Source organism: Peribacillus acanthi, from assembly GCF_003073175.1.
In the GTDB taxonomy this organism is placed as follows: domain Bacteria; phylum Bacillota; class Bacilli; order Bacillales; family DSM-1321; genus Bacillus_BN; species Bacillus_BN acanthi.
This window is the reverse complement of the sequence record NZ_QBBX01000001.1, coordinates 69,827-93,490: the sequence shown is the minus strand read 5'-3', so window position 1 is coordinate 93,490 and position 23,664 is coordinate 69,827. Positions and strand designations below refer to the sequence as shown.

The 23,664-nt window shown below is 39.8% G+C and carries 17 protein-coding genes; 3 read left to right on the top strand and 14 right to left on the bottom strand.

What is annotated here, in order from left to right; genetic code table 11:
• Window positions 1-138: 138 nt before the first annotated feature.
• From DBX25_RS00535 to DBX25_RS00490, 10 genes are all read right to left on the bottom strand, one after another.
• Window positions 139-1,740 (bottom strand): CTP synthase, encoded by a 1,602-nt coding sequence (locus DBX25_RS00535; protein ID WP_108668829.1) that lies wholly within the window; start codon window positions 1,738-1,740, stop codon window positions 139-141.
• Between the two features lie 244 nt (window positions 1,741-1,984).
• Window positions 1,985-2,563: a DNA-directed RNA polymerase subunit delta gene (gene rpoE, locus DBX25_RS00530; protein ID WP_108668828.1), complete on the bottom strand. Its 579-nt coding sequence runs from the start codon at window positions 2,561-2,563 to the stop codon at window positions 1,985-1,987.
• Between the two features lie 183 nt (window positions 2,564-2,746).
• A complete protein-coding gene (locus DBX25_RS00525; RefSeq protein WP_157950816.1) occupies window positions 2,747-2,902 on the bottom strand; it encodes a hypothetical protein in 156 nt (51 codons plus the stop codon).
• A 235-nt stretch (window positions 2,903-3,137) separates the two neighbouring features.
• The gene (gene icmF / locus DBX25_RS00520; protein ID WP_108668826.1) at window positions 3,138-6,404 is read right to left on the bottom strand and encodes a fused isobutyryl-CoA mutase/GTPase IcmF; all 3,267 of its coding nucleotides are present in this window, start codon (window positions 6,402-6,404) and stop codon (window positions 3,138-3,140) included.
• Between the two features lie 19 nt (window positions 6,405-6,423).
• Window positions 6,424-7,050 carry a TetR/AcrR family transcriptional regulator gene (locus tag DBX25_RS00515; RefSeq protein WP_108669046.1) on the bottom strand — a complete coding sequence of 209 codons (627 nt, stop codon included), beginning with the start codon at window positions 7,048-7,050 and terminating at the stop codon, window positions 6,424-6,426.
• Between the two features lie 344 nt (window positions 7,051-7,394).
• Entirely contained in the window at window positions 7,395-8,537 is a 1,143-nt protein-coding gene (locus tag DBX25_RS00510; protein ID WP_108668825.1) for an acyl-CoA dehydrogenase, read from the bottom strand.
• Between the two features lie 27 nt (window positions 8,538-8,564).
• A complete protein-coding gene (locus tag DBX25_RS00505) occupies window positions 8,565-9,695 on the bottom strand; it encodes an acyl-CoA dehydrogenase (protein WP_108668824.1) in 1,131 nt (376 codons plus the stop codon).
• 55 nt (window positions 9,696-9,750) lie between these two features.
• A complete protein-coding gene (locus DBX25_RS00500; protein ID WP_108668823.1) occupies window positions 9,751-10,602 on the bottom strand; it encodes a 3-hydroxybutyryl-CoA dehydrogenase in 852 nt (283 codons plus the stop codon).
• A gap of 91 nt (window positions 10,603-10,693) precedes the next feature.
• A complete protein-coding gene (locus DBX25_RS00495; protein WP_108668822.1) occupies window positions 10,694-11,881 on the bottom strand; it encodes an acetyl-CoA C-acetyltransferase in 1,188 nt (395 codons plus the stop codon).
• Between the two features lie 371 nt (window positions 11,882-12,252).
• Window positions 12,253-14,355, bottom strand: coding sequence for a (Fe-S)-binding protein (locus DBX25_RS00490; protein WP_108668821.1), 2,103 nt, complete (start codon window positions 14,353-14,355; stop codon window positions 12,253-12,255).
• Window positions 14,356-14,674: 319 nt separating this feature from the next.
• On the opposite strand from DBX25_RS00490, the gene cls reads away from it, so the two are divergent.
• A complete protein-coding gene (gene cls, locus DBX25_RS00485; RefSeq protein ID WP_108668820.1) occupies window positions 14,675-15,880 on the top strand; it encodes a cardiolipin synthase in 1,206 nt (401 codons plus the stop codon).
• A 17-nt stretch (window positions 15,881-15,897) separates the two neighbouring features.
• A complete protein-coding gene (gene uvsE, locus DBX25_RS00480) occupies window positions 15,898-16,854 on the top strand; it encodes a UV DNA damage repair endonuclease UvsE (protein ID WP_108668819.1) in 957 nt (318 codons plus the stop codon).
• Window positions 16,855-17,367: 513 nt separating this feature from the next.
• Here the strand turns inward: uvsE and argS are convergent.
• From argS to speE, 4 genes are all read right to left on the bottom strand, one after another.
• The gene (argS, locus tag DBX25_RS00475) at window positions 17,368-19,038 is read right to left on the bottom strand and encodes an arginine--tRNA ligase (RefSeq protein ID WP_108668818.1); all 1,671 of its coding nucleotides are present in this window, start codon (window positions 19,036-19,038) and stop codon (window positions 17,368-17,370) included.
• On the bottom strand, window positions 19,038-19,475 hold the full coding sequence (locus DBX25_RS00470; protein WP_157950815.1) for a YwiB family protein: 438 nt from the start codon (window positions 19,473-19,475) through the stop codon (window positions 19,038-19,040). Before DBX25_RS00470 ends, argS begins: the two co-directional genes overlap by 1 nt.
• Window positions 19,476-19,687: 212 nt before the next feature.
• A complete protein-coding gene (gene speB, locus DBX25_RS00465) occupies window positions 19,688-20,566 on the bottom strand; it encodes an agmatinase (protein ID WP_108668816.1) in 879 nt (292 codons plus the stop codon).
• Between the two features lie 281 nt (window positions 20,567-20,847).
• On the bottom strand, window positions 20,848-21,675 hold the full coding sequence (gene speE, locus DBX25_RS00460) for a spermidine synthase (protein WP_108668815.1): 828 nt from the start codon (window positions 21,673-21,675) through the stop codon (window positions 20,848-20,850).
• 569 nt (window positions 21,676-22,244) lie between these two features.
• Here speE and DBX25_RS00455 point away from each other — a divergent pair.
• The coding region (locus DBX25_RS00455) for a transglycosylase domain-containing protein (protein ID WP_240620093.1) at window positions 22,245-23,664 on the top strand (1,420 nt) is incomplete at its 3' end.

The window sequence follows — 23,664 nt, the reverse complement described above, 5'->3', positions numbered from 1 at the left end:
GTGACAATTCGAAACATCTTATTCTTTGTCCTGCGAAAAAGCAACGGATAACCCATTTAGTATAAAAACACCAATCTATGCAAAAAGAATAAAAACAGGCGGTCCAAGAAAGGATCCGCCTGTTTATTTTCATTTATATTATTCCGCAGATTTTAATGATGCTTCTACAAAGTCACGGAACAATGGTTGTGGTCTAGTAGGTCTAGATGTGAATTCTGGATGGAATTGAGAAGCCACGAACCAAGGGTGATCTTCCAATTCAATCACTTCAACTAAACGGCCATCTGGGCTCGTTCCTGAGAATATGAATCCTTTCGCTTCCATTGCTTGACGGTAGTGGTTGTTAAACTCATAGCGATGACGGTGACGTTCGTAAACGACTTCATCTTCATAAGCAGCCATAGCTTTTGTTCCTTCCATCAACTTACAAGGATATAAACCTAGTCGAAGCGTTCCACCAAGATCTTCAATATCTTTTTGCTCCGGCAGTAAATCAATGATAGGATGCGCAGTTTGTGGATCAAGTTCTGCTGAATGAGCTCCTTCTAACCCTAAAACGTTACGAGCAAATTCAACTGATGCCAATTGCATACCTAAGCAAATGCCAAGGAAAGGCTTTTTGTTGACACGTGCATATTCAGTCGCAACGATTTTACCTTCGACACCACGGTCCCCAAATCCACCTGGAACAAGGATTCCGTCAACACTACCAAGTAATTCTTCTACATTTTCTTTATTAACATGCTCAGAGTTAATCCACTTGATTTGAACGTCCGCATCAAATGCATAACCTGCATGTTTTAACGCTTCCGCTACAGAAATATAAGCATCTTGTAATTCAACATATTTCCCTACTAAAGCGATTGATGTTTTCTTAGACAAGTTCAATACCTTGTCTACAAGTGCTTTCCATTCTGTCATTTCAGCTTCACGAGCCTCAAGCTTTAAGTGATCACAGACGATTTGATCTAGGTTCTGATCTTGAAGTGCTAATGGCACTGAGTATAAAGTATCCGCGTCACGAGCCTCGATTACAGACTTTTTATCGATATCGCAGAACAATGCAATTTTATCCTTCATATCTTGAGAAATAGGCATCTCTGTACGAACTACGATTACATTTGGTTGAATACCAAGGCTACGTAATTCTTTTACACTATGTTGTGTAGGTTTTGTTTTCATTTCGCCTGCAGCTTTAATGTAAGGAATTAAAGTACAGTGAATATACATAACATTGTCGCGACCAATATCACTCTTGATTTGGCGGATCGCTTCAAGGAATGGAAGAGACTCGATATCCCCAACTGTTCCACCAATTTCCGTGATAACAACGTCTGCATTTGTTTCTTTTCCAGCACGGAAAACACGTTCTTTAATTTCGTTCGTGATGTGTGGGATAACCTGAACCGTTCCACCCAAATAATCTCCACGACGTTCTTTCTTTAAGACCGTTGAATAAATTTTACCTGTTGTTACAGTACTATATTTACCTAAATTAATATCGATGAAGCGCTCATAGTGACCTAAGTCCAAATCTGTTTCAGCACCATCATCCGTTACGAAAACTTCTCCGTGTTGGTATGGACTCATAGTTCCAGGGTCCACGTTAATATAAGGATCAAATTTCTGAATAGAAACGCTCAATCCTCTATTTTTTAAAAGCCTTCCTAATGATGCAGCTGTAATTCCTTTTCCTAGTGAAGAAACTACCCCACCAGTTACAAAAATATACTTTGTCATGTCCGCTTCCCCCTTTTTATCAGTTAATCATGGAGCTAAAAATGAAATGAGCTGCATGGCAGCCCTTACTTTTGCACTTAGTTTTTATAGTATTAGCTTTTCCACTTCCAGATAGAAAATGCCCAATAAAAACAAAAACGCCCCTCTTACAAAAGTAAGGGGAGCGATATAAATTAAATACGTGTCCTTTTAAAAGGAGCCCAAAAATGATTCTACAAATTTCGAATTAAAAAGTCAAGTACGATTATAGCTCTTCGTCCTCTTCGAATTCCTCATCTTCTTCATCTTCGTCAAGGTCACTGTCTTCGTCTTCTAATAGAAGCTCATCTTCTTCGATGAGGGTGTCTTCATCCAAATCCTCATCTTCGTCAAGGTCTTCAATTAGTTCAACGTCTTCTTCTTCATCGTCATCATCAAGATCGTCTTCATATTCATCTAAATCGTCAAAGCCATCTAGCTCATCTTCTTCAATATCATCAAAGTCATCGATTTCGTCTTCATCTACAGCTTTTTTCGCCTTTTTCTTCTTAGGCTTCGTAGTAGTATGGACAATTTCATCTTCGATTTGATCTACAGGATACCAGCTTTTCAGACCCCATCTGTTATCTCCGATACAACTGAAGCGGCCATCAATGTTTAAATCTGTATAGAACTGGGAAAGACGTTGCTTCAGTTCCTCATCAGATAATTCTTGAATTGCCTTAATTTCGTCCACAAGCTCTTTAAAGCTAACTGCTTGTTTTTTCTCTACCAAAAGCTCGTAAGCCGCTTCTAGCATTGACATTTCCTGTAAATCTTCTTTAGAGTATTGGCTTAAACTCAATTCCTGCACTCCCTTTCTCTATCAAAAGCACATCCAGTGCGACACTATACGATCCATTTAGAATAGTCACAAATTCCCTATTCTAATAGATATATACAACATTATAAACAATATGATGCGGTTTATGCTACCACTAACTTTATCAACTCGATGAAACATTCATAAACGTTCTTAAACTAAAACTCATGATGATTTCTTGTATTCTTTATATGCCAAATAAAAAAAATAGAATGAAAGTGGTAAAAAGACCACAGACCCTAACGATTTCTGATAAAGAATATAAGTGATAACTGCAAGAGCAATCATGCCAATACCAATCGCTAGATTTTTCAAGCTCATAGTCCCTTCTCCATATAGAAATACACTGTTTAGTCTATTGTGTTTTGACCTTTCATTCATAAAGCCTCACCTGTGTTTCTTATTATTGTCGGGAACTTCTAGACATTCATTCTTTCCCGATTCTATATTAATTATAAGGTAAAATTAATAAAAATTTGTAAATTTTTCATTTTTGATTTGTATAGATAGAAAGAAGCCTGACACCTTCTATGGTATCAGGCTTATGCATTTCTTATTACATATTTCTTCGGTATTGTCCGCCAACTTCATATAGGGCTTTAGTTATTTGGCCAAGGCTTGCTACTTTAACAGTTTCCATTAATTCCTCGAAAATGTTACCACCGCTCATAGCTGCCTCTTTTAGTCTTGTAAGCGCTTCGTCTGCAGCATGTTTGTTTCTTTCTTGGAATTCACGAAGGTTTTGAATTTGACCTTCTTTTTCCTCTGTTGTAGCACGCGCAATTTCCATATTATCCACAGATTCTTCAGATGGTGGGTTCGGATTCAAGTATGTGTTCACACCGATGATTGGTAGTTCACCTGTGTGTTTTTTCATCTCATAATACATGGACTCATCTTGGATTTTTCCACGTTGGTATTGAGTTTCCATTGCCCCTAGTACACCACCACGGTCATTGATGCGATCGAATTCTTGTAACACCGCTTCTTCAACCATATCTGTTAATTCCTCAACGATAAAGGATCCTTGCAGAGGATTTTCATTTTTCGTTAAACCATGCTCTTTTGTAATGATCATTTGAATAGCCATCGCACGACGTACGGATTCTTCCGTAGGAGTTGTAATTGCTTCATCGTATGCATTCGTATGAAGTGAGTTACAGTTATCGTGCAATGCCATTAAAGCCTGCAATGTTGTACGAATATCATTAAAATCGATTTCCTGAGCATGAAGTGAACGACCTGATGTTTGTACATGGTATTTTAGCTTTTGGCTACGATCATTCGCACCGTATTTATTGCGCATAACCGTTGCCCAAATTCGGCGTGCTACACGACCAATTACTGTGTACTCTGGATCTAATCCATTCGAGAAGAAGAAGGATAGATTCGGTGCAAAATCATCAATGTTCATGCCTCTACTCAAATAGTACTCAACATATGTGAAACCATTTGCCAGTGTGAACGCAAGTTGTGAAATTGGATTCGCACCTGCTTCAGCAATATGATAACCAGAAATCGAAACTGAGTAATAGTTACGAACTTTTTGATCAATAAAGTACTTTTGGATATCGCCCATCATACGTAATGCAAATTCTGTAGAGAAGATACACGTATTCTGACCTTGGTCTTCTTTTAGGATATCTGCCTGTACAGTCCCACGAACGGCTTGAAGCGTTTGCGAACGTACTGCATGGAATTCTTCCACTGTCAGCATTCTTCCAAGCTCATCTTCTTTGACTTTCACCTGTTGGTCGATTGCCGTATTCATATACATCGCTAAAATGATTGGAGCTGGACCATTGATTGTCATGGATACAGATGTAGATGGGTGGCATAAATCAAATCCATCATACAGCTTTTTCATGTCATCCAACGTACAGATATTTACACCGCTCTCTCCGACTTTCCCGTAAATGTCTGGACGATAATCTGGATCTTCGCCATAAAGAGTCACAGAATCAAACGCTGTACTTAAGCGTTTCGCTGTATCATCCTTAGATAAATAGTGGAAACGACGATTCGTACGAGTAGGTGATCCTTCTCCAGCAAACTGACGCTTCGGATCTTCACCTTCACGCTTGAATGGGAACACGCCTGCTGTGAATGGGAAATACCCTGGTGCATTTTCACGATACACCCATTTCAAGATTTCACCGTAGTCTGCATATTTTGGAAGTGCTACTTTCGGGATATTTAATCCGGAAAGACTCTTTGTTTTTAACTCTGTCACAATCTCTTTGTCACGGATTTTCGTAACAAAACGATCCTGTGCATACTGCTCTCGGAAGTTACTCCAGTTAGCTAGGATGTTCTTGGATTCTTCTGTCAGCTTAGTGGCAGTATGATCACGTAAAGCCTCTAAGGAAGACAATACTTCAGAGTTCGTTTCTTGCTCTTTTACAGCTTCAATCGCACCTTCAAGCTGGAATAGCTTACGAGCTATCTTTACTTGCTCTTCAGCTTTAGTGTGGTACGTTCTGACCGTATCAGCTATTTCACGTAAGTAATAGCGTCGGTCATTCGGAATGATGACATTTTGTTTTTTTACATCCGCTTCTTTTGAAAATCTAGTCTTCCAGTCCGTTCCTGTTTTTTCATTAATTTTTTCAATTAATGCAGCAAATAAAGCATTCGTTCCTGGATCATTGAACTGGCTAGCAATCGTTCCGTAAACTGGCATTTCAGAAAATTCCTGATGAAACAAATTACGGCTACGTTGATATTGTTTTTGTACTTGACGATGAGCATCCTCAGAGCCTTTTCTCTCGTACTTGTTAATGACAATTAAATCAGCAAAATCGATCATATCAATTTTTTCAAGCTGTGAAGGAGCACCGAACTCACTAGTCATGACATACATGGACGCATCACAGAACTCAGTGATTCCAGCATCACCTTGGCCGATTCCAGATGTTTCAACAATGATAAGATCAAAACCAGCTGCTTTTACGACCGTAATCGCGTCAGCAATAGCTAGTGATAGCTCACTTTTAGACAAACGTGTTGCCAAGCTTCTCATATAGACACGATTATTGAAAATCGCGTTCATGCGGATGCGGTCACCTAGCAAAGCACCGCCTGTTTTTTGCTTTGTTGGATCTACTGATAAAATGGCTACTTTTTTCTCAGGAATTTCATTCAAGAAACGGCGAATCAATTCATCCGTCAATGAGCTTTTTCCAGCTCCGCCCGTTCCTGTTATTCCGACTACTGGAGTTTTCTGTTGTAGGTCTTTGACTTTATCAAGAAGAGCTTCTGCGCCGGCAGCCGCTTCCATTGAAGAATCGACACGGTTTTCAGCAAAGGTAATGAATTGAGCAACTGCTCCTGGGTTTCCTTGCTTCAAAGCCTCCAAAGAATCTGATAAGTTTCCTTGAACCGGTGAAAAATCACATTCTTCAAGCATACGATTGATCATGCCTTGCAAACCGTATTCACGACCATCATCAGGAGAAAAAATCCTTGCGATTCCATAATCATGTAGTTCTTTAATCTCTTTAGGGATGATGACTCCACCGCCGCCGCCGTAGATGCGAATATGCCCAGCACCTTTTTCTTGGAGAAGGTCGTACATATATTTAAAGTATTCGACATGTCCCCCTTGATAGGAAGAAATGGCAATCCCTTGAACATCCTCTTGAATCGCCGCATTCACGACTTCTTCTACAGAACGGTTATGTCCTAAATGAATGACTTCTGCCCCGCTCGCTTGTAGGATACGTCTCATAATATTTATAGAAGCATCATGTCCATCAAATAAGCTAGACGCTGTTATGAAACGAATATGATGTTTTGGTTTATAATTCTCAACCGTGTTCATCTTGGTCCCCCTTTGGTTCTCATGATTGTTTTTTCAAACCGTCAATCAATACAGAAGTTTGCATTTCAATAAACTCTTCTAATGTAAACAAATTTCGCAAGGCCCATCTACGGAATCCCCACATTTGACCTTGGACGAAAATGTTGTGTGCAATCAATCGAATTTCTTGATCTGAAAGCTTCAGTTCCCCATTTTGTTGGCACTTTTTTAATAAATGCTCAAACATCCCTACCATTTCGAGCTCTTTATTCAATACGTAAGGTAGGGCATCCTTCGTTAATGATTTGGCTTCTTGATACATGACTAAAACTTCATCTTGCATCTCGTCCATGACCTTAAAATAATAGGCTATCCCTAGTTTCAGACTTTCAAGAGTCCCCTCTTTTTGATAAAGGTCTTGTTGCAGCCGCTCTTTTACTTCATCGTAAATGCTATCGCAAACAAGATACAGGACATCCTCCTTTGTACGAATGTACTCATACAACGTGCCAATGCTAAATCCTGATGCCTTTGCTATTTCTCTAGTCGTTGTGCGATGGAATCCTTTTTCCTTAAAAAGAGATACGGCCCCTTTGATCATCTGATTGCGACGTTTCTTGACGAGACGTTCATCTTTCACAGAAGCATGCACTTCTCTTTTATCCAATTCGTCACCGCCTGTCATCAGTTGAAAAGGGCGTAGCTGTGCTATCATTGTGTGTCAATTCACTTCGTCGATTGCTACTACGCCTCTTATATTCTTTTAAAGTTTGCGTCTTTTCCCAAAGATTGGGTTTTAAACTTGTAATAAGTCCGCTGATTTCCGCTACAGGCACTTACTTTCCGCGGGGAGGGTGGGAGCCTCCTCGGCGTACCGCCTGTGGGGTCTCCCACTTCCCTCTACTTCCCGCAGGATTCAAGTGCCCTCCGCTATAATCAACTGGGATAATTCAAGTTATTACTGCAAATGACCATCAAAGTTTCCGAAAAACAACTAAAGTTTTATATATATTAATCTTTAGTAATCATACGAGAGATTACTAGACGTTGAATTTCTTGAGTACCTTCATAGATTTGCGTGATTTTAGCATCTCTCATGAAGCGCTCTACTGGGTAATCTTTCGTATAGCCGTATCCACCAAATACTTGGACCGCTTCTGTCGTTACCTTCATCGCTGTGTCGCCTGCAAATAGTTTAGACATCGCTGATTCTTTTCCGTATGGAAGACCTTCAGACTCTAACCATGCAGCTTGATACGTTAATAGTCTTGAAGCTTCGACACTTGTTGCCATGTCTGCAAGTTTGAATCCAATTCCTTGTTGGGCAGCGATTGGTTTACCGAATTGTTGTCTTTCTTTTGCGTAGGCTACAGATGCATCTAAAGCTCCTTGAGCGATTCCGACAGCTTGAGCTGCAATTCCGTTACGACCGCCATCTAAAGTCATCATCGCGATTTTGAAGCCATCTCCTTCTTCTCCTAGAAGGTTTTCCTTCGGCACACGGCAATCTTCAAAGATGATTTCTGTAGTAGGAGATGAACGAATACCTAATTTCTTTTCCTTCTTTCCTACACTAAAGCCAGGGAAATCGCTTTCCACGATAAATGCGCTTGTTCCTTTGTGCTTAGATGTTGGATCCGTTAGTGCGAACACCACATAAATGTCTGCTTCTCCACCATTTGTGATGAAGATTTTTGAACCATTCAACACATAGTGGTCTCCGTCAAGCTTAGCAGTTGTTCTCATGCCACCTGCATCTGAACCTGAACCTGGCTCCGTCAATCCATAAGCACCTATCTTTGTACCTTCTGCCATTGGACGAAGATATTTTTGTTTTTGCTCTTCTGTACCGAATTTGTATACTGGCCAACCAGCTAATGATGTGTGTGCTGAAAGAGTTACACCTGTTGAAGCACATACTCTTGAAAGCTCTTCGATTGCGATGCAGTATGCAAGATAATCACTTCCGATTCCACCGTACTCTTCAGGCCATGGAATACCTGTTAATCCAAGCTCCGCCATTTTATCGAAAATTTCACGGTCGAAACGCTCTTCTTCATCACGCTCTGCAGCAGTTGGTGCCACTTCGTTTCTTGCAAAGTCACGCACCATTTTTCTAATCATTTCATGCTCTTCAGTTAATTTAAAATTCATGCTAAAATCCCTGCCCTTTTTGAAAGATTATAAGTATTTATTAATAACGATTCGTTGAATTTCACTTGTACCTTCATAGATTTCCGTGATTTTCGCGTCACGGAAATAGCGTTCAACTGGATACTCTTTTGAATAACCGTAGCCACCAAACACTTGAACTGCTTCTATAGCCGTTTCCACTGCAGTACGAGAAGCGAATAGCTTAGCAATGGAGGCTTCCTTGCCACAGGCTTTTCCTTCAGATCGTAAAGATGCTGCTTGATAGACTAATAGCTTAGCAGCTTCAATGTTTGTAGCCATGTCCGCCAATTTAAAGCCCACACCTTGTTGAAGGGCAATAGGTTTACCAAACTGCTTTCTTTCTTTTGCATATGCAATGGCATGTTCCATGGCACCTTCTGCAATTCCTAAGGACTGTGCTGCGATTCCGATTCGACCAGAATCAAGGTTCGCCATGGCAATTTTAAAGCCTTCTCCTTCTTGTCCAAGCAGGTTTTCAACAGGCACTTTCATATCTTCGAACGAGAGTTGAACCGTTCTTGAACCATGCAGTCCCATTTTGTGCTCATCCTTACCGATAACAAGTCCTGGAGTATCTTTTTCTACGATAAATGCGGACACTCCCTTAGCACCTGCTTCCGGGTTAGTCGATGCAAACACGATGTACACATCTGCTTCTCCACCATTTGTGATGAAAACCTTGGATCCATTAATCACATAATGATCACCAGATTTAACGGCTCTAGATTTCAAGCTGGATGCATCTGACCCTGCACTTACTTCCGTTAAACAGAAGGCTCCTAAGTATTCACCAGCAGCAAGCTTCGGCACATACTTTTGCTTTTGTTCCTCTGTCCCAAAGTAAAGGATTGGATTTGTTCCAACAGAAGTATGAACGGATAAAATGACCCCTAAAGTAGCGCTCACTTTCGAAATTTCATGAATCGCAATGATATACGATACGAAATCCATTTCCGCTCCACCATAAGCTTCAGGTACTGGAATTCCCATCAAACCAAGTTCGCCCATCTTTTTGATTAATTCTCTAGGAAACTCGCCTTCTTCCATCTTTTCAACAAAAGGTGCAATCTCTTGTTGTGCAAAGTCACGCACCATTTTTCTCATCATCTCTTGCTCTTCCGTAAATCGAAGATCCATTCTGATTCCCCCCCAGATGTTTTGTAAATCATACGCCATGTCAAAAATCTATTTACTATTCGTAGCTGTAGAAGCCTCTACCAGTCTTTCTTCCAAGCCAACCAGCTTTTACATATTTTCTTAATAGTGGGCATGGGCGATATTTGTCATCTCCGAACCCTTCATGTAACGTCTCCATGATATACAGGCATGTATCAAGACCGATAAAATCTGCTAGAGTTAAAGGTCCCATTGGGTGGTTCATACCTAGCTTCATAACCTCGTCAATGGCTTCTTTTGTCGCAACACCTTCATACAGTGTGTAAATGGCTTCGTTAATCATTGGCATTAGAATTCTGTTCGAAACGAAACCAGGGAAATCATTTACCTCTACTGGGATTTTCCCAAGGGCTTTAGACATATCTTCAATTGCTTGATACACTTCATCCGTTGTAGCTAATCCTCTGATGATTTCTACAAGCTTCATAACAGGTACCGGATTCATAAAATGCATCCCGATCACTTGCTCCGGTCTTTTAGTAGCTGCCGCAATTTCCGTAATAGGAAGTGAAGAAGTATTAGATGCTAGGATGGCATGTGCTGGTGCAATTTCATCCAACTGAGAGAACAACTTCGATTTAATTTCCATATTCTCGACTGCAGCTTCAATGACTAAATCCACTCCGGATGCATTTTGTAAATCCGTAGACGCTGTTAATAATGAAAGGGTTTGATTTTGAGCTTCTTCCGTCATTTTTCCTTTTTCCACTTGGCGAGAAAGGTTCTTTTTAATAACCGAAAGTCCTCGATCAACAAATTCCTTTTTTAAATCGTGTAAGAACACTTCAAATCCAGCCATTGCACAAACCTGTGCAATACCAGAACCCATTTGACCTGCACCTATGACCATAACCTTTTGGATTTTCATATGAACTCCTCCGTCTCCCATTTATGTAACTGTCTATGTTTTGATTAAGAGAGGAGCCATAAAAGTCGGCCCCTCTAATATTTATACTTTATTACGCTTTCGGTACTTCAATCATGATTGCGTCACCTTGGCCGCCACCGCTACAGATTCCTGCGATACCGATTCCTCCGCCACGTCTTTTTAATTCATGCATTAAAGTGATGATGATTCTAGCTCCACTCGCACCAATTGGATGTCCAAGAGCAACTGCTCCACCGTTTACGTTTACTTTCTCAGGATCAAGATTTGCAAGACGTCCACTAGCAAGTGCAACGGCCGCAAAAGCTTCGTTAAGTTCAAACAAATCGATTTCTTCTAATGTTTTACCTGTTTTCTTAAGAATTTCATTCACGACTAATCCTGGTGTTTTAGGGAAATCCTTTGCTTCCACTGCTATTTCAGCATGACCGATAATGTATGCAATCGGTTCTTTCCCTTCTTTAAGGGCTCTTTCTTCGCTCATTAATACCAGTGCACCTGCTCCATCATTGACTCCAGGAGCATTACCAGCCGTAATCGTACCATCTGCACTAAATGCTGATTTTAAGGTAGCTAGCTTTTCTACAGACGTATCTTTTCTTGGAGACTCATCTTCAGAAATTAGAATAGAATCACCTTTACGCTGTTTTACTTCTACAGGCACGATTTCTTCCGCTAAGCGACCAGCCTCAATCGCTGCAATCGCACGTTGATGGCTTGTGTATGCCCATTGATCTTGTTCTTCACGTGAAATTTCTAATTCAGTAGCCGTGCTGTTTCCGTATGTCCCCATATGAACACCAGTAAAGCTACAGCTTAATCCGTCGTGGATCATTAAGTCTTTAACTGTTGAATCGCCCATTCTGAATCCCCAACGAGCTTTTGGTAGCAGGTATGGCGCATTGCTCATTGACTCCATTCCACCTGCAACGATAATCTCTTCATCTCCAGAACGGATAATTTGGTCTGCAAGAGTAACTGCGCGTAAACCGGATGCACAAACTTTATTAATAGTTTCCGTCTTTACTTCCCACGGGATGCCTGCATGACGTGAAGCTTGACGTGAAGGAATTTGACCTTGACCACCTTGAAGAACCGTACCCATGATTACTTCGTCAACCTGAGATGGATCGACACCTGCACGATTCAAAGCTTCCTTGATAGCGATTCCGCCTAATTCAGAAGCAGAAAAACCGCTTAATCCTCCACCAAATTTACCAAACGCTGTTCTGACACCGCTTACAATTACTGTTTTAGTCATTGTTATATCCCCCTAATAATTAGTTTGCAAGGTTTAACTATGGAGTGACTCTTGTTGACTATCGAATCCCTGACTGAACGCTCGCTCGATACTCGTCTAGAAAAAAAACTGCATAGCAGCCTCATCTAAAAGTTTGAAAGCGTTTTATTCATAATTTCATTGTACATTAAATTACTAAAAATTTTAAATATTTTCTCTTTAATTTAATTAAATTTCCATTACTATCCTATTCAAGCTATTGAAATGTGATGCTCTTAGATTGAATTTTTAAATAGTTGATAGCTTCGATTACCTTATATAAAAAGGGGGACCCACAAAGCCGCCATGTAACGATCTTGCGAGTCACCCCTCAGACGAACTCAAACTATAAATTATGCGATTTTTGGACCTACAACGGACATTTCAAGCAGCTCTGCTACATCGTATGTCTTCACTTGATCTTCTACTTCTTTTGCTTTCGTTCCATCTGTAATCATCGTCAAGCAATAAGGACAGCCTGAACTAATGACGGATGGATCTACAGCAAGAGCCTGTTCTGTACGAGCTACGTTAATGCGGTGACCGGTTTCTTCTTCCATCCACATTAAGCCTCCACCAGCTCCACAGCACATTCCCTTCTCACGATTTCTTTCCATCTCAACTAGCTTCACGCCTGGGATGCTCTTCAAGATATCGCGCGGTGCATCATATACTTCATTGTATCGACCTAGATAACAGGAATCATGGAATGTAATCGTCTCATGCACTTCATGGGTTGGGACTAGCTTTCCTTCCTTCACTAACATAGCCAATACTTCTGTATGGTGATATACCTCTGCCTGTAAACCAAAGTCTGGATATTCATTTTTAAAAATGTTGTAAGCATGCGGATCAATGGTAACAATCTTTTTAACTTCATTTTTCTCGAACTCTTCGATATTGTTTGTTGCTAGCTCTTGGAACATGAATTCGTTTCCTAGACGACGAGCCGTGTCACCAGAGTTCTTTTCCTTGTTTCCAAGGATCGCGAATTTCACGCCTGCTTCATTCATGAGCTTAGCGAAGGATAGAGCGATTTTCTGGCTTCGATTATCATATGAACCCATTGAACCAACCCAGAATAAGTACTCAAACTCTTCTCCAGCTTTTTTCATTTCTTTAACCGTCGGAACGATTACATCCTCACGAACTTCACGCCAGTTTTCACGTTCTTTACGGTTTAATCCCCAAGGGTTACCTTGACGTTCGATGTTTTGCATTGCACGTTGAGCATCTGCATCCACTTTACCTTCTGTCATAACTAAATAACGGCGAAGGTCAATAATTTTATCAACATGCTCGTTCATAACTGGACATTGGTCTTCACAGTTACGGCAAGTTGTACATGCCCAGATTTCTTCTTCTGTAATGACTTCCCCGATTAAACTTGGGCTGTATGCTGAAGCAGCCGCTTGTTCTAAAGCACCTTGTTCAGCAGCAGCTAATGCAAGCTGATTACCTTTTGTATTATTAAAAATAAATCCAGGTACCCATGGTTGTTTTTTCGTAACGACAGCACCTGTATCCGTTAAATGATCACGAAGCTTTAAAATCAAGTCCATTGGAGAAAGCATTTTCCCCGTTCCCGTAGCCGGACACATATTCGTACAACGACCACATTCCACACAAGCATATAAGTCGATTAATTGATGTTGAGTGAAATCCTCTATCTTCCCTACCCCAAACGACTCTTGAGTTTCATCTTCAAAGTCAATTTTCGATAATTTCCCAGGGTTTGAAAGACGATGGAAGAATACATTGGCAGGCCCAGCAATTAAGTGAGCGTGCTTGGATTGCGGTACATACACTAAAAATGATAATAAGAAAATTGTATGCATCCACCAGAAGAAATAGAAAGCAACAATAGCTGGAGTTTTACCCATCCATGCAAAGATACCTGCAATCAATGAAGCTATAGGCTCTGCCATAGACGCTTCATGACCGTGCCAGATCATGGACATTCCGTTTCCAAATAAAACGGACACCATTAATCCACCAATAAAAATTAATACTAAACCAGATTTGAACCCACGTTTTAAACGTACTAATTTTTCCACATAACGACGATGGAATGCCCAAACCACCGCAACCAGGATTAGAAGTGTAACGATTTCCTGGAAAAACGTAAAGGCAGGATATAAAGGTCCTAGTGGCAAATGAGCACCTGGCTTAATTCCTTTAATGATAAAATCAATAGCTCCAAGTTGAACTAGAATAAAACCATAGAAGAACATGACGTGAATAATTCCACTCTTTTTATCCTTCAAAAGCTTTTTCTGTCCAAAAACATTGACCCATACAAGTTCAAGTCTTTCTTTGACTCTATTGTCAAATTCGACTTTCTTACCCATCTTGATATACTCGATACGCGTACGAATCAAATAAACGAACATATACACTGCGTAAGCGGTTACAAGTAAGAATGCAAGCAAGTTTACCCAAAGCAACCCTTCCATAATTGATGCCCCTTTCCTGTGAAGAATAGTGTCTGCCCCTAAAATCGACAGACCTATAAATTTAAAAATGCGAAACAATCCAAACAATTATATTTTTCAGAATTTTAGTCCTACTTACATTATATTATGAATGAGCATTCAGTCAACCAATTTATTTTCATCTTTAGTGGATTTTCCCATTACTTAGGGCTTATGCCTTGTTATAGTAGGAAATTTTTTTATTTTCCGCTTGATTGCTCTCTTTTTTGGGAATAGGTTTGATATCAAACCTATTAAGGCAAACTATATGAATCGGGAAAAGTGAAGGGGGAAAGAAAAAATGGTTAAATTCGTCGCAATTATTCTTCTAATTCTATTTTGTTTGACCATCTGGCTTTTCACCGATTATAAACTCGGTCGTAAAAAGCATCTCCAGAATTTTAGAGAAAAAAAATACCCTAAACGACACAGCGATATTCAGTTGTTTTCTAATGGAAACCCCCTATTTAAGGATATGTTTGATGAAATTCGTTCTGCCAAAAAGCATATTCACATTCTGTTTTACATCGTCAAGGATGATAAAATGAGCACAGAGTTTCTTCAATTGCTAAAGAAGAAAGCAGAGCAGGGTCTAGAAGTACGATTATTGCTAGACTGGATGGGTAGTTATAAAGTCAAACGAAGCATCATTAAGGAAATGAGGGCTAGTGGAGTTTCGTTTTCTTTTTGCCAAGTTCCTAAGTTTCCTTATTTGTTTTATTCATCACAGGAAAGAAATCATAGAAAAATTACCGTTATTGATGGCAAAATTGCCTATCTAGGTGGCTACAATATTGGCAAAGAATATATCGATCAAGACCCTGAGCTTAGTCCTTGGAGGGATTATCATATTAAGATGACTGGTGAAGGAGTTCAGGATTTGCAGGAAGAATTCTTAACGGATTGGTTTAATGCAACCCACCAAGATTTAAGAAAAGATGAGACATACTTCCCTGCTTTAGAAAAGGGAAAATGTCAGCATCAACTTGCCCCGACTGAAGGTGTATTGCTTGAAAGAAAGTATTTGCAGATTCTTGATACCGTTAAAAAAGAGGTTGTAATTGGAACTCCTTATTTCATACCTAGTAAAGCTTTGATGCAAAAATTAATTGAAGTATTACGAAAAGGAATTAAGCTGACCATCCTTGTCCCTTATAATCCAGATCATGCTTTAGTTAAAGAAGCAGCCTTCCCTTATTTCAGAAAGTTACTTACGGAAGGTGCGGAGGTTCATCAATATCGCAAAGGCTTTTACCATGCTAAGTTCATTTTAATCGATCATGAAGTGCTTGATTTAGGAACTGCCAATTTTGATAAACGCAGTTTATTCCTGAACCATGAAATGAATTGCTATATTTATGACAAAGACTGCATCCGAAATATGCACGATGAATTAAAGAAGGATGTTGAAAACAGTACCCCATTAACTCTTAAAATGCTAAACGAGCCGAATGTAATGCGATCCATTAAAGAAAAGCTCGGGACACTTATCTCACATTTTTTATAAAATTGAAGGAGAACGCCATGAAAATCCGCTTCGGATACGTTTCCCACGCTTTAAACCTGTGGGAGGCAACTCCAGCTAGAACGATGACCTTTAAACGATATACCCAACTAGGAAAAGAAGAACGTGATGATAAATTAAAAGAAGTGACGCTAGCAAACTTGCGCACCACCTTACGAATTCTCTATTACAATGTCGCTCAAGGAATTGAGCTATATCGAATGTCCAGTTCCATCGTCCCTCTTGCCACACACCCTGAAGTAAAATGGGATTTCATCACCCCTTTTAAACGCGAATGGGAGGAACTTGGAGAGATTGTGCAAATCCATAATCTCAGAGTCAGTTTTCATCCGAATCAGTTCACTCTTTTCACGAGTCCAAAAGAAACGATCACGGTAAATTCCGTATCAGATATGGAATACCATTACAACATGTTGAAAGCAATGGGAGTTCATGAATCCTCTTACATCAATATCCATGTTGGAGGAGCTTACGGCGATAAAGCCTCCTCCCTTGAGCGTTTTCACGAAAATATAAAAATGCTACCTACAGAGATTAAACAGCAAATGACACTTGAAAATGATGATAAAACCTACACGACAGAGGAAACATTGAATGTCTGCTTACGTGAGGACATCCCTTTTGTTTTTGACTATCATCATCATATGGCTAATCTATGTGAGACTAATTTAGGTGACTTGCTGCCTGCTACCTTTAAAACCTGGGAGAGAACTGGTATTCCTCCTAAAATCCATATCTCCTCACCTAAAGGAGAAAAAGAATTCCGTTCACATTCTGACCTTGTAGATCCCTTGTTTTTGGCCCCTTTGATGAAATTGATTAAGAGTATTGGCCAGGATGTTGATTTTATGATTGAAGCAAAGCGCAAAGACCAAGCGATGCTGCAGTTGATTGAAGATTTGTCTAAGCAACGTGGGATTAAACGAATCAGTGGCGGAGTCTTGGAGATTAATTGATGAAAATGATGCCTTTTGATGGGCATCATTTTTTTTAGAAGGAAATTAGGCTGGCTTCAACAAATGTGGAAACCTCTGTTGATATTTAGTAGGTGGAAAGAAAATTTTGTGGAAACAGATTGGAATACGGAAAAAAGTGAAGGGTTACTCGTGATGTCTGAAAGGTAATAGCGATAGAACGTGGATAACGTAGGCTATGTGAAGAGTATTTTTGTAGATTTCATAAAAAGTGAAGGGTAAAATTTCAAAAGCGAAGGGTAATTCCATTGAAAGTGAATGGTATCTGGGGCGGAGTGACGGGTATCCAGTCGGGAATGCATGATAAAAAGAAAAAGTGTAGGACTTATTTGCTTATACATCAGATTTATTTTTGGATATTACCGAACTAGGAGTATATATTACCGAACGGACCACATTTTTTATCGAAACAGCACCAGATATTACCGAACCACCAAAATCTCAACACACAAAAAACCTGGAGGACCCATCCTCCAGGTTTTTTCACGACACATATTACATTTTTTCCGGTGCTGTAACTCCAATTAGAGCTAAAGCGTTTTTCAATGTAATTTGTACAGCTTTGATTAATGCAAGTCTTGCTTTCGTACGTTCCATGTTATCTACATCTAGTACTTTTTCTGCTCCATAGAAGCTGTGGAAAGTAGACGCTAGGTCAAAGATATAGTTAGAAATACGGTGAGGCAGACGTTTTTCTGCTGCCTCTGCAATGGCTTGAGGGAATTCCCCTAGCTTTTTCAGGACATCCATTTCTTTTTGTGCAGAGATTTGGCTTAAGTCTAGCTCTCCGTCAAAATTGATGCCTTGCTCCGCGCCTTGACGAAGGATGCTACAAATACGTGCATGTGCGTATTGTGCGTAGAATACTGGGTTTTCATTGGATTGTGAAACTGCTAAGTCCAAATCGAAATCCATGTGAGTGTCAGCACTTCTCATTGCAAAGAAGTAACGAGTTGCATCAAGACCTACTTCTTCAATTAGGTCACGCATCGTCACAGCTTTTCCTGTACGCTTACTCATTTTCATTTTTTCGCCGTCTTTATATAAATGAACAAGCTGGATGATTTCTACTTCTAATTGATCACGATTGTAGCCAAGCGCTTCGATGGCAGCTTTCATACGTGGGATGTAACCATGATGGTCCGCTCCCCAAATATTGATTAGCTTTTCGAAACCGCGCTCTAATTTATCTTTATGGTAAGCGATGTCTGGAGTCAAATACGTATAAGAACCGTCTTGTTTAATTAATACACGGTTTTTATCGTCTCCAAGCTCGGTAGAACGGAACCAAGTCGCACCATCTTCCTCGTAAATATGGCCTCTTTCTTTTAATGTTTCTAGGGCCGCATCTATTTTTCCATTGTGGTATAGAGATGTCTCTGAATACCACATATCAAAGCCTACACGGAAGTTTTCCAAGTCCTTTTTCAGCTTCTCCATTTCATACTTCAAGCCGTACTCTCTAAAGAAGTCAAAACGAACTGTTTCGTGTTCCATGACAAACTTGTCGCCGTACTCATCTGCAAGAGTTTTCCCAATTCCAATAATGTCATCACCATGGTACCCATCTGCAGGCATTTCCTTTTCAATTCCAAGAGCTTGGAAATAACGCGCTTCAACTGAAAGAGCTAAATTGTTGATTTGATTACCTGCATCATTGATGTAATATTCACGAGATACATCGTAGCCAGCTTTCGCTAAGATGTTGCAAAGAGAATCTCCAACAGCCGCTCCACGAGCATGACCTAAATGCAGGTCTCCAGTTGGGTTCGCTGATACAAACTCCACTTGGATTTTTTCACCGTTTCCAAACTTGCTTTCTCCGTACTTCTCTCCTGCTTCTAGAATAGTAGGGATTAGTTTCGCCAGATAGCTATTATTCATGTAAAAATTAATGAACCCAGGTCCTGCGATTTCCATCTTTTCGATGGATGCTTTTGAAGTATCAAAGTTTTCAATGATAGCTTCTGCAATCATCTTTGGTGCCTTCTTCGCAATTTTAGTCAATTGCATGGCCATGTTTGTGGAATAGTCCCCATGTGCCTTTTCCTTTGGAGTTTCTAAAATCACATTAGGCAATTGATCTTCTGTAGCTAGATTTGCTTTGATTACAGCTTCTTTAATTGCTTGTTTCAGATTTTCCTGAACTTGTGCCGCTATATTCATTACTTCTGCTCCTCCTTATATAATATCGTCATCTCATATTGACCGATCTTGTTTCCCTGCATGTTCAAATCATAGATAAGACTTATGATACCTTCTTTTTCGAGATTATTCCATGTATACTCCATCTTGTTTGTATAGGTTAACATTTGCATGGATCCGTATTGGCTTTCATATATACCAACCGTTTCAACATCGCGCCTGAACCGTTGACGCATCTTGACTGGACCCTTCCTCATGATAAACGCTTCTTCATCATTCCATTTAACGACAGTTTGAATTCTTTCCTGATTGTCGTCTTGAATTTCATCATACTGCAGGTAAAGAGTTTCCCCTTTAGTTTGTGCAGTGCCAAAGGTGATAAATTCGTATTCTTCTTTTTCATTCCCGCTGGAAATCACGGTTTTAAGTGTGACTTTCACATCTTTTTGTTCAGACATTGTATTACACATCCTTAATTCCGGACTAATTGCTTAATTAACTTAGTATAAAGATTCTGTACTGAAGTTTCAACCATTGAAAAAGCGCAAAGAGGGTGCCCCTTAAGAGTCTTTCCGACACATGAAATAGATTGTTCATAAACAAACTATTTCAAAATGCGGAGTCTGACACTTAATTAGGAGTCACCCTCTTTTAAAAACGGGCTCTTAGATTAACGCTTTTGTACCCATCCTAAGATCATTTCACGAATCAGCTTACTAGCAGTGTTTGCAGTTTGCTCTGATACATCATAGATTGGTGCTACCTCTACTAAATCACAGCCTACAACACGAATATCAGATTTAGCAATTTCATGAATAGAAGCTAGTAATTCTTTAGAAGTGATTCCACCGCAATCCACTGTTCCAGTTCCTGGTGCATGGGCAGGATCTAAAACATCGATATCAATCGTTACATAAACAGGGCGTCCTGCTAATGTAGGAAGGATTTCTTTTAAAGGCTCTAACACTTCAAACTTGGAAATGTGCATGCCATTTTCTTTTGCCCATTGGAACTCTTCTTTCATTCCAGAACGGATTCCAAAGGAGTACACATTATTGGGTCCAATATGTTCAGCAATCTTACGAATTGGAGTTGAGTGTGATAATGGCTCGCCTTCATAGTTTTCACGAAGATCTGTATGAGCGTCCATATGGATAATTGCCAAGTCAGGGTATTTCTTAGCCATTGCCTTCATAACCGGCCATGAAACTAAGTGCTCCCCTCCCATACCAATTGGGAATTTATCTTCAGCTAATACTTTATCTACAAAGTCTTCAATCATATCCAAGCTCTTTTGAGCATTTCCAAAAGGAAGAGGGATATCACCTGCGTCAAAGTATTTCACATCTTCTAATTCACGGTCTAAATATGCACTATATTCCTCAAGACCAATCGATACTTCACGAATACGTGTAGGACCGAAACGAGAACCTGGACGGTAGCTTACTGTCCAATCCATTGGCATTCCGTAAAGCACCGCTTCTGCTTCTTCAAAGTTTTGATGACTCTTAATAAATACATTTCCTGAATATGCTTCATCAAATCGCATGGGGTTGCCTCCTCTTATGTATAAATAAATTTCTGATTCTTTGACTCTGTTAATTTTGCCTGTTGATTTCCTTTTCTAACGCTTGGGCGTTCGCTGAGCCTTTTGGTCGCTAGTGCTCGAAGGGTCTCGATAGTAACGCTAATCCAAGTCAAGCAAGTGTCTTCCACACCATCAACAAACAGCATAAATTCAACTATGGACTATATCTCAGACTATTCGCTAAAAAAGCGGCTGAAACAAAGCATTCTCGCGTCATTTCAGCCGCTTAGTTAAGCATCTGATTATTTTGTTAAATCGCCAACAAATTTAGGCAATACAAAAGCCGCTTTGTGAAGTTCTTTTGTATAGTATTTTGTTTCGATTTCGTGGAAACGCTCTTCACTTACTTCAAGTGGATCATGCTTTTTAGAACCTAGTGTGAAGCACCACATTCCACTTGGATAAGTTGGGATGTTCGCAATGTATAAACGAGTGATAGGGAAGATTTCCTTAACATCCTTTTGTACTTGGCGAATTAGATCCGCTTTGAACCAAGGGTTGTCCGATTGAGCAACGAAAATTCCATCTTCTTTCAATGCTTTGGAAATTCCAGCATAGAAACCTTTCGTAAATAGGTTAACTGCAGGTCCAACTGGTTCTGTAGAGTCAACCATGATTACATCGTATTTGTTTTCAGCAGTCGCGATATGTAAGAAACCATCGTCAACTTGTACATCTACACGCTCATCTTCAAGCATACCTGCAATTGCTGGTAGATACTTTTTAGAGTATTCGATTACTTTGCCATCGATTTCAACTAAAGTTGCTTTTTTTACACTTGGGTGCTTTAACACTTCACGGATTACTCCGCCGTCTCCGCCACCTACTACTAGTACATGCTCAGGATTTGGATGTGTGAATAAAGGTACGTGTGCAACCATTTCATGATAAACAAACTCATCCTTATCAGAGGTCATAACCATATCATCTAACAGAAGCATTGTTCCCCATTCTTCCGTTTCAACCATGTCTAGCTTTTGGAAGTCCGTTTGTTCTGTATGTAAAGTGCGATTCACTTTCATTGTAATACCGAAGTTCTCCGTTTGTTTTTCAGTAAACCAAAGTCCCATCGTAATCGCTTCCTCTCTTATTTCAATATTTTATAGGTTTGTCTAACTGTTTGCGCCTTGTTATCTAGAAGGGAGTTTGCATTTTAACCACATGCTATTAACGTCCCCTAACTAGGTTGTATCAAAACAAAAAAACGTAAAAAAACCATTCCATTATAGAAAACTTGGCTAGCGTCTTGACTAAGCTTTGATAAATACCTAGTTGCACTTATACTTTAATCCTAAAATTGGCCACTACGTTGATTTACATCTTTGCTGTCAATTTTTACATTCTTAAAGTATAAAAAAACTCGGTACAGCCATTCCCTTTGGAAAGGTGTCCGGGTTTGTGGTTTAAATCTATACTTTTTTATGCACAAAAAAAAGTATAGAACAATGCAGAAAAAATGCAAGAAAAATTTTGTATTTCTTATAAGGAGCTTACATATTCTCTCACCATATTACTTAGTTTCTCTTACTTCCTTCTCCTATTGATAAGAAAGTTTCCATTCCATGTTTAAAATGGCGGATGTTTTTTCATAATGGTTAATACACATTTTTGGATGAACTCTGTAATGGGGGTGGAAACATTGGAAGTAATGGCTCGTCAAAGATTTAAGAAATCGGCAAAGTACATGCGTGCAGGAATCATCCTTCTTTTGATGGGAATCATTATTGCTTCCATCATCTATGGATCAATTCTTGTATACGCTAAAATACTCGGTGCACCACCACTCGCTGTTCCGCAGTCTTCTTTGTATTACAGCAGCGATGGATCAATCATCGGGGAATCACATAGTGGGCAAAAACGATATTGGGTTACGCTAGATGAGATTTCTCCCCATTTAGTCGATTCTGCCATTTCGGTGGAAGACCGTAAATTTTATAAACATGGTGGATTTGATTTAAGAAGGATTGCTGGTGCAGTACTTGCTGATATTAAAGCCATGTCTAAGGTCCAAGGTGCAAGTACAATCACGCAACAATACGCACGAAATCTTTTTCTCGAACATGATAAGACGTGGAAAAGAAAAATAAATGAAGCACTCTACACAATCCGAATTGAAATGAATTACTCGAAGGAACAAATTCTTGAAGGGTATTTAAATACGATTTATTTCGGTCATGGAGCCTACGGTGTACAGGCAGCTAGTCTTTATTATTTTGGCAAGGATGCTAAGGATTTGACACTTGCTGAAGCGAGTATGTTGGCAGGGGTTCCAAAAGGTCCATCTAGGTATTCGCCTTTTATGTCGATGGACCACGCTAAGTCTCGTCAAAAAATTGTTCTTCGTTCACTTCAAGAGGTGGGACTTATTACCAAAAAGCAAATGGAGCAAGCGGTCCAAGAAAACATCGTATTGACTGGACAACATGTGACCGTGAAGGAAAAAGTTGCACCCTATTTTCAAGATGCTGTAAAGCTAACTTTAAAAACTGACTTAGGTTTGGATGAAAAAACGATTGAACTTGGTGGTTTGAAGGTATACACCACACTCAATTTAGAATATCAAGCTCAAGCTGAGAAATCTTTTGCATCCATCATTTCAAACTCATCGGACATACAAGGTGCTCTTGTAGCAATGGATCCTAAAACGGGTGAGGTCAAAGCTTTGGTCGGAGGAAAAGATTACAGTAAAAGTCCATTTAATCGGGCTACACAAGCCATTCGCCAACCTGGATCAACAATAAAGCCATTATTATATTACACTGCTCTAGAGCACGGGTTCACCCCTTCTACGACATTAAGAAGTGAGGCCACAACCTTTACCTTTGATGATGGGAGAGCCTCTTATGCACCACGTAATTTCAACCACCAGTATGCCGATGGTGAAATTACGATGGCACAGGCAATTGCCTTGTCGGATAACATTTATGCAGTGAAAACCCATTTGTTTATGGGTGAGGAAGCGTTAATCAATACTACAAAAACGTTTGGTATAACTTCAAAAATGAAGAAGAACCCATCGTTAGCCCTTGGGACATCTGGGGTTCGTGTCATTGAAATGG

Bases quoted from the DNA above. Each gene is read 5' to 3' on its own strand.
- DBX25_RS00535 (WP_108668829.1), bottom strand. From the start codon at position 1,740: ATGACAAAGTATATTTTTGTAACTGGTGGGGTAGTTTCTTCACTAGGA.
- DBX25_RS00525 (WP_157950816.1), bottom strand. From the start codon at position 2,902: ATGAGCTTGAAAAATCTAGCGATTGGTATTGGCATGATTGCTCTTGCA.
- icmF (WP_108668826.1), bottom strand. From the start codon at position 6,404: ATGAACACGGTTGAGAATTATAAACCAAAACATCATATTCGTTTCATA.
- DBX25_RS00510 (WP_108668825.1), bottom strand. From the start codon at position 8,537: ATGAATTTTAAATTAACTGAAGAGCATGAAATGATTAGAAAAATGGTG.
- DBX25_RS00505 (WP_108668824.1), bottom strand. From the start codon at position 9,695: ATGGATCTTCGATTTACGGAAGAGCAAGAGATGATGAGAAAAATGGTG.
- DBX25_RS00500 (WP_108668823.1), bottom strand. From the start codon at position 10,602: ATGAAAATCCAAAAGGTTATGGTCATAGGTGCAGGTCAAATGGGTTCT.
- DBX25_RS00495 (WP_108668822.1), bottom strand. From the start codon at position 11,881: ATGACTAAAACAGTAATTGTAAGCGGTGTCAGAACAGCGTTTGGTAAA.
- DBX25_RS00490 (WP_108668821.1), bottom strand. From the start codon at position 14,355: ATGGAAGGGTTGCTTTGGGTAAACTTGCTTGCATTCTTACTTGTAACC.
- cls (WP_108668820.1), top strand. From the start codon at position 14,675: ATGGTTAAATTCGTCGCAATTATTCTTCTAATTCTATTTTGTTTGACC.
- uvsE (WP_108668819.1), top strand. From the start codon at position 15,898: ATGAAAATCCGCTTCGGATACGTTTCCCACGCTTTAAACCTGTGGGAG.
- argS (WP_108668818.1), bottom strand. From the start codon at position 19,038: ATGAATATAGCGGCACAAGTTCAGGAAAATCTGAAACAAGCAATTAAA.
- DBX25_RS00470 (WP_157950815.1), bottom strand. From the start codon at position 19,475: ATGTCTGAACAAAAAGATGTGAAAGTCACACTTAAAACCGTGATTTCC.
- speB (WP_108668816.1), bottom strand. From the start codon at position 20,566: ATGCGATTTGATGAAGCATATTCAGGAAATGTATTTATTAAGAGTCAT.
- speE (WP_108668815.1), bottom strand. From the start codon at position 21,675: ATGGGACTTTGGTTTACTGAAAAACAAACGGAGAACTTCGGTATTACA.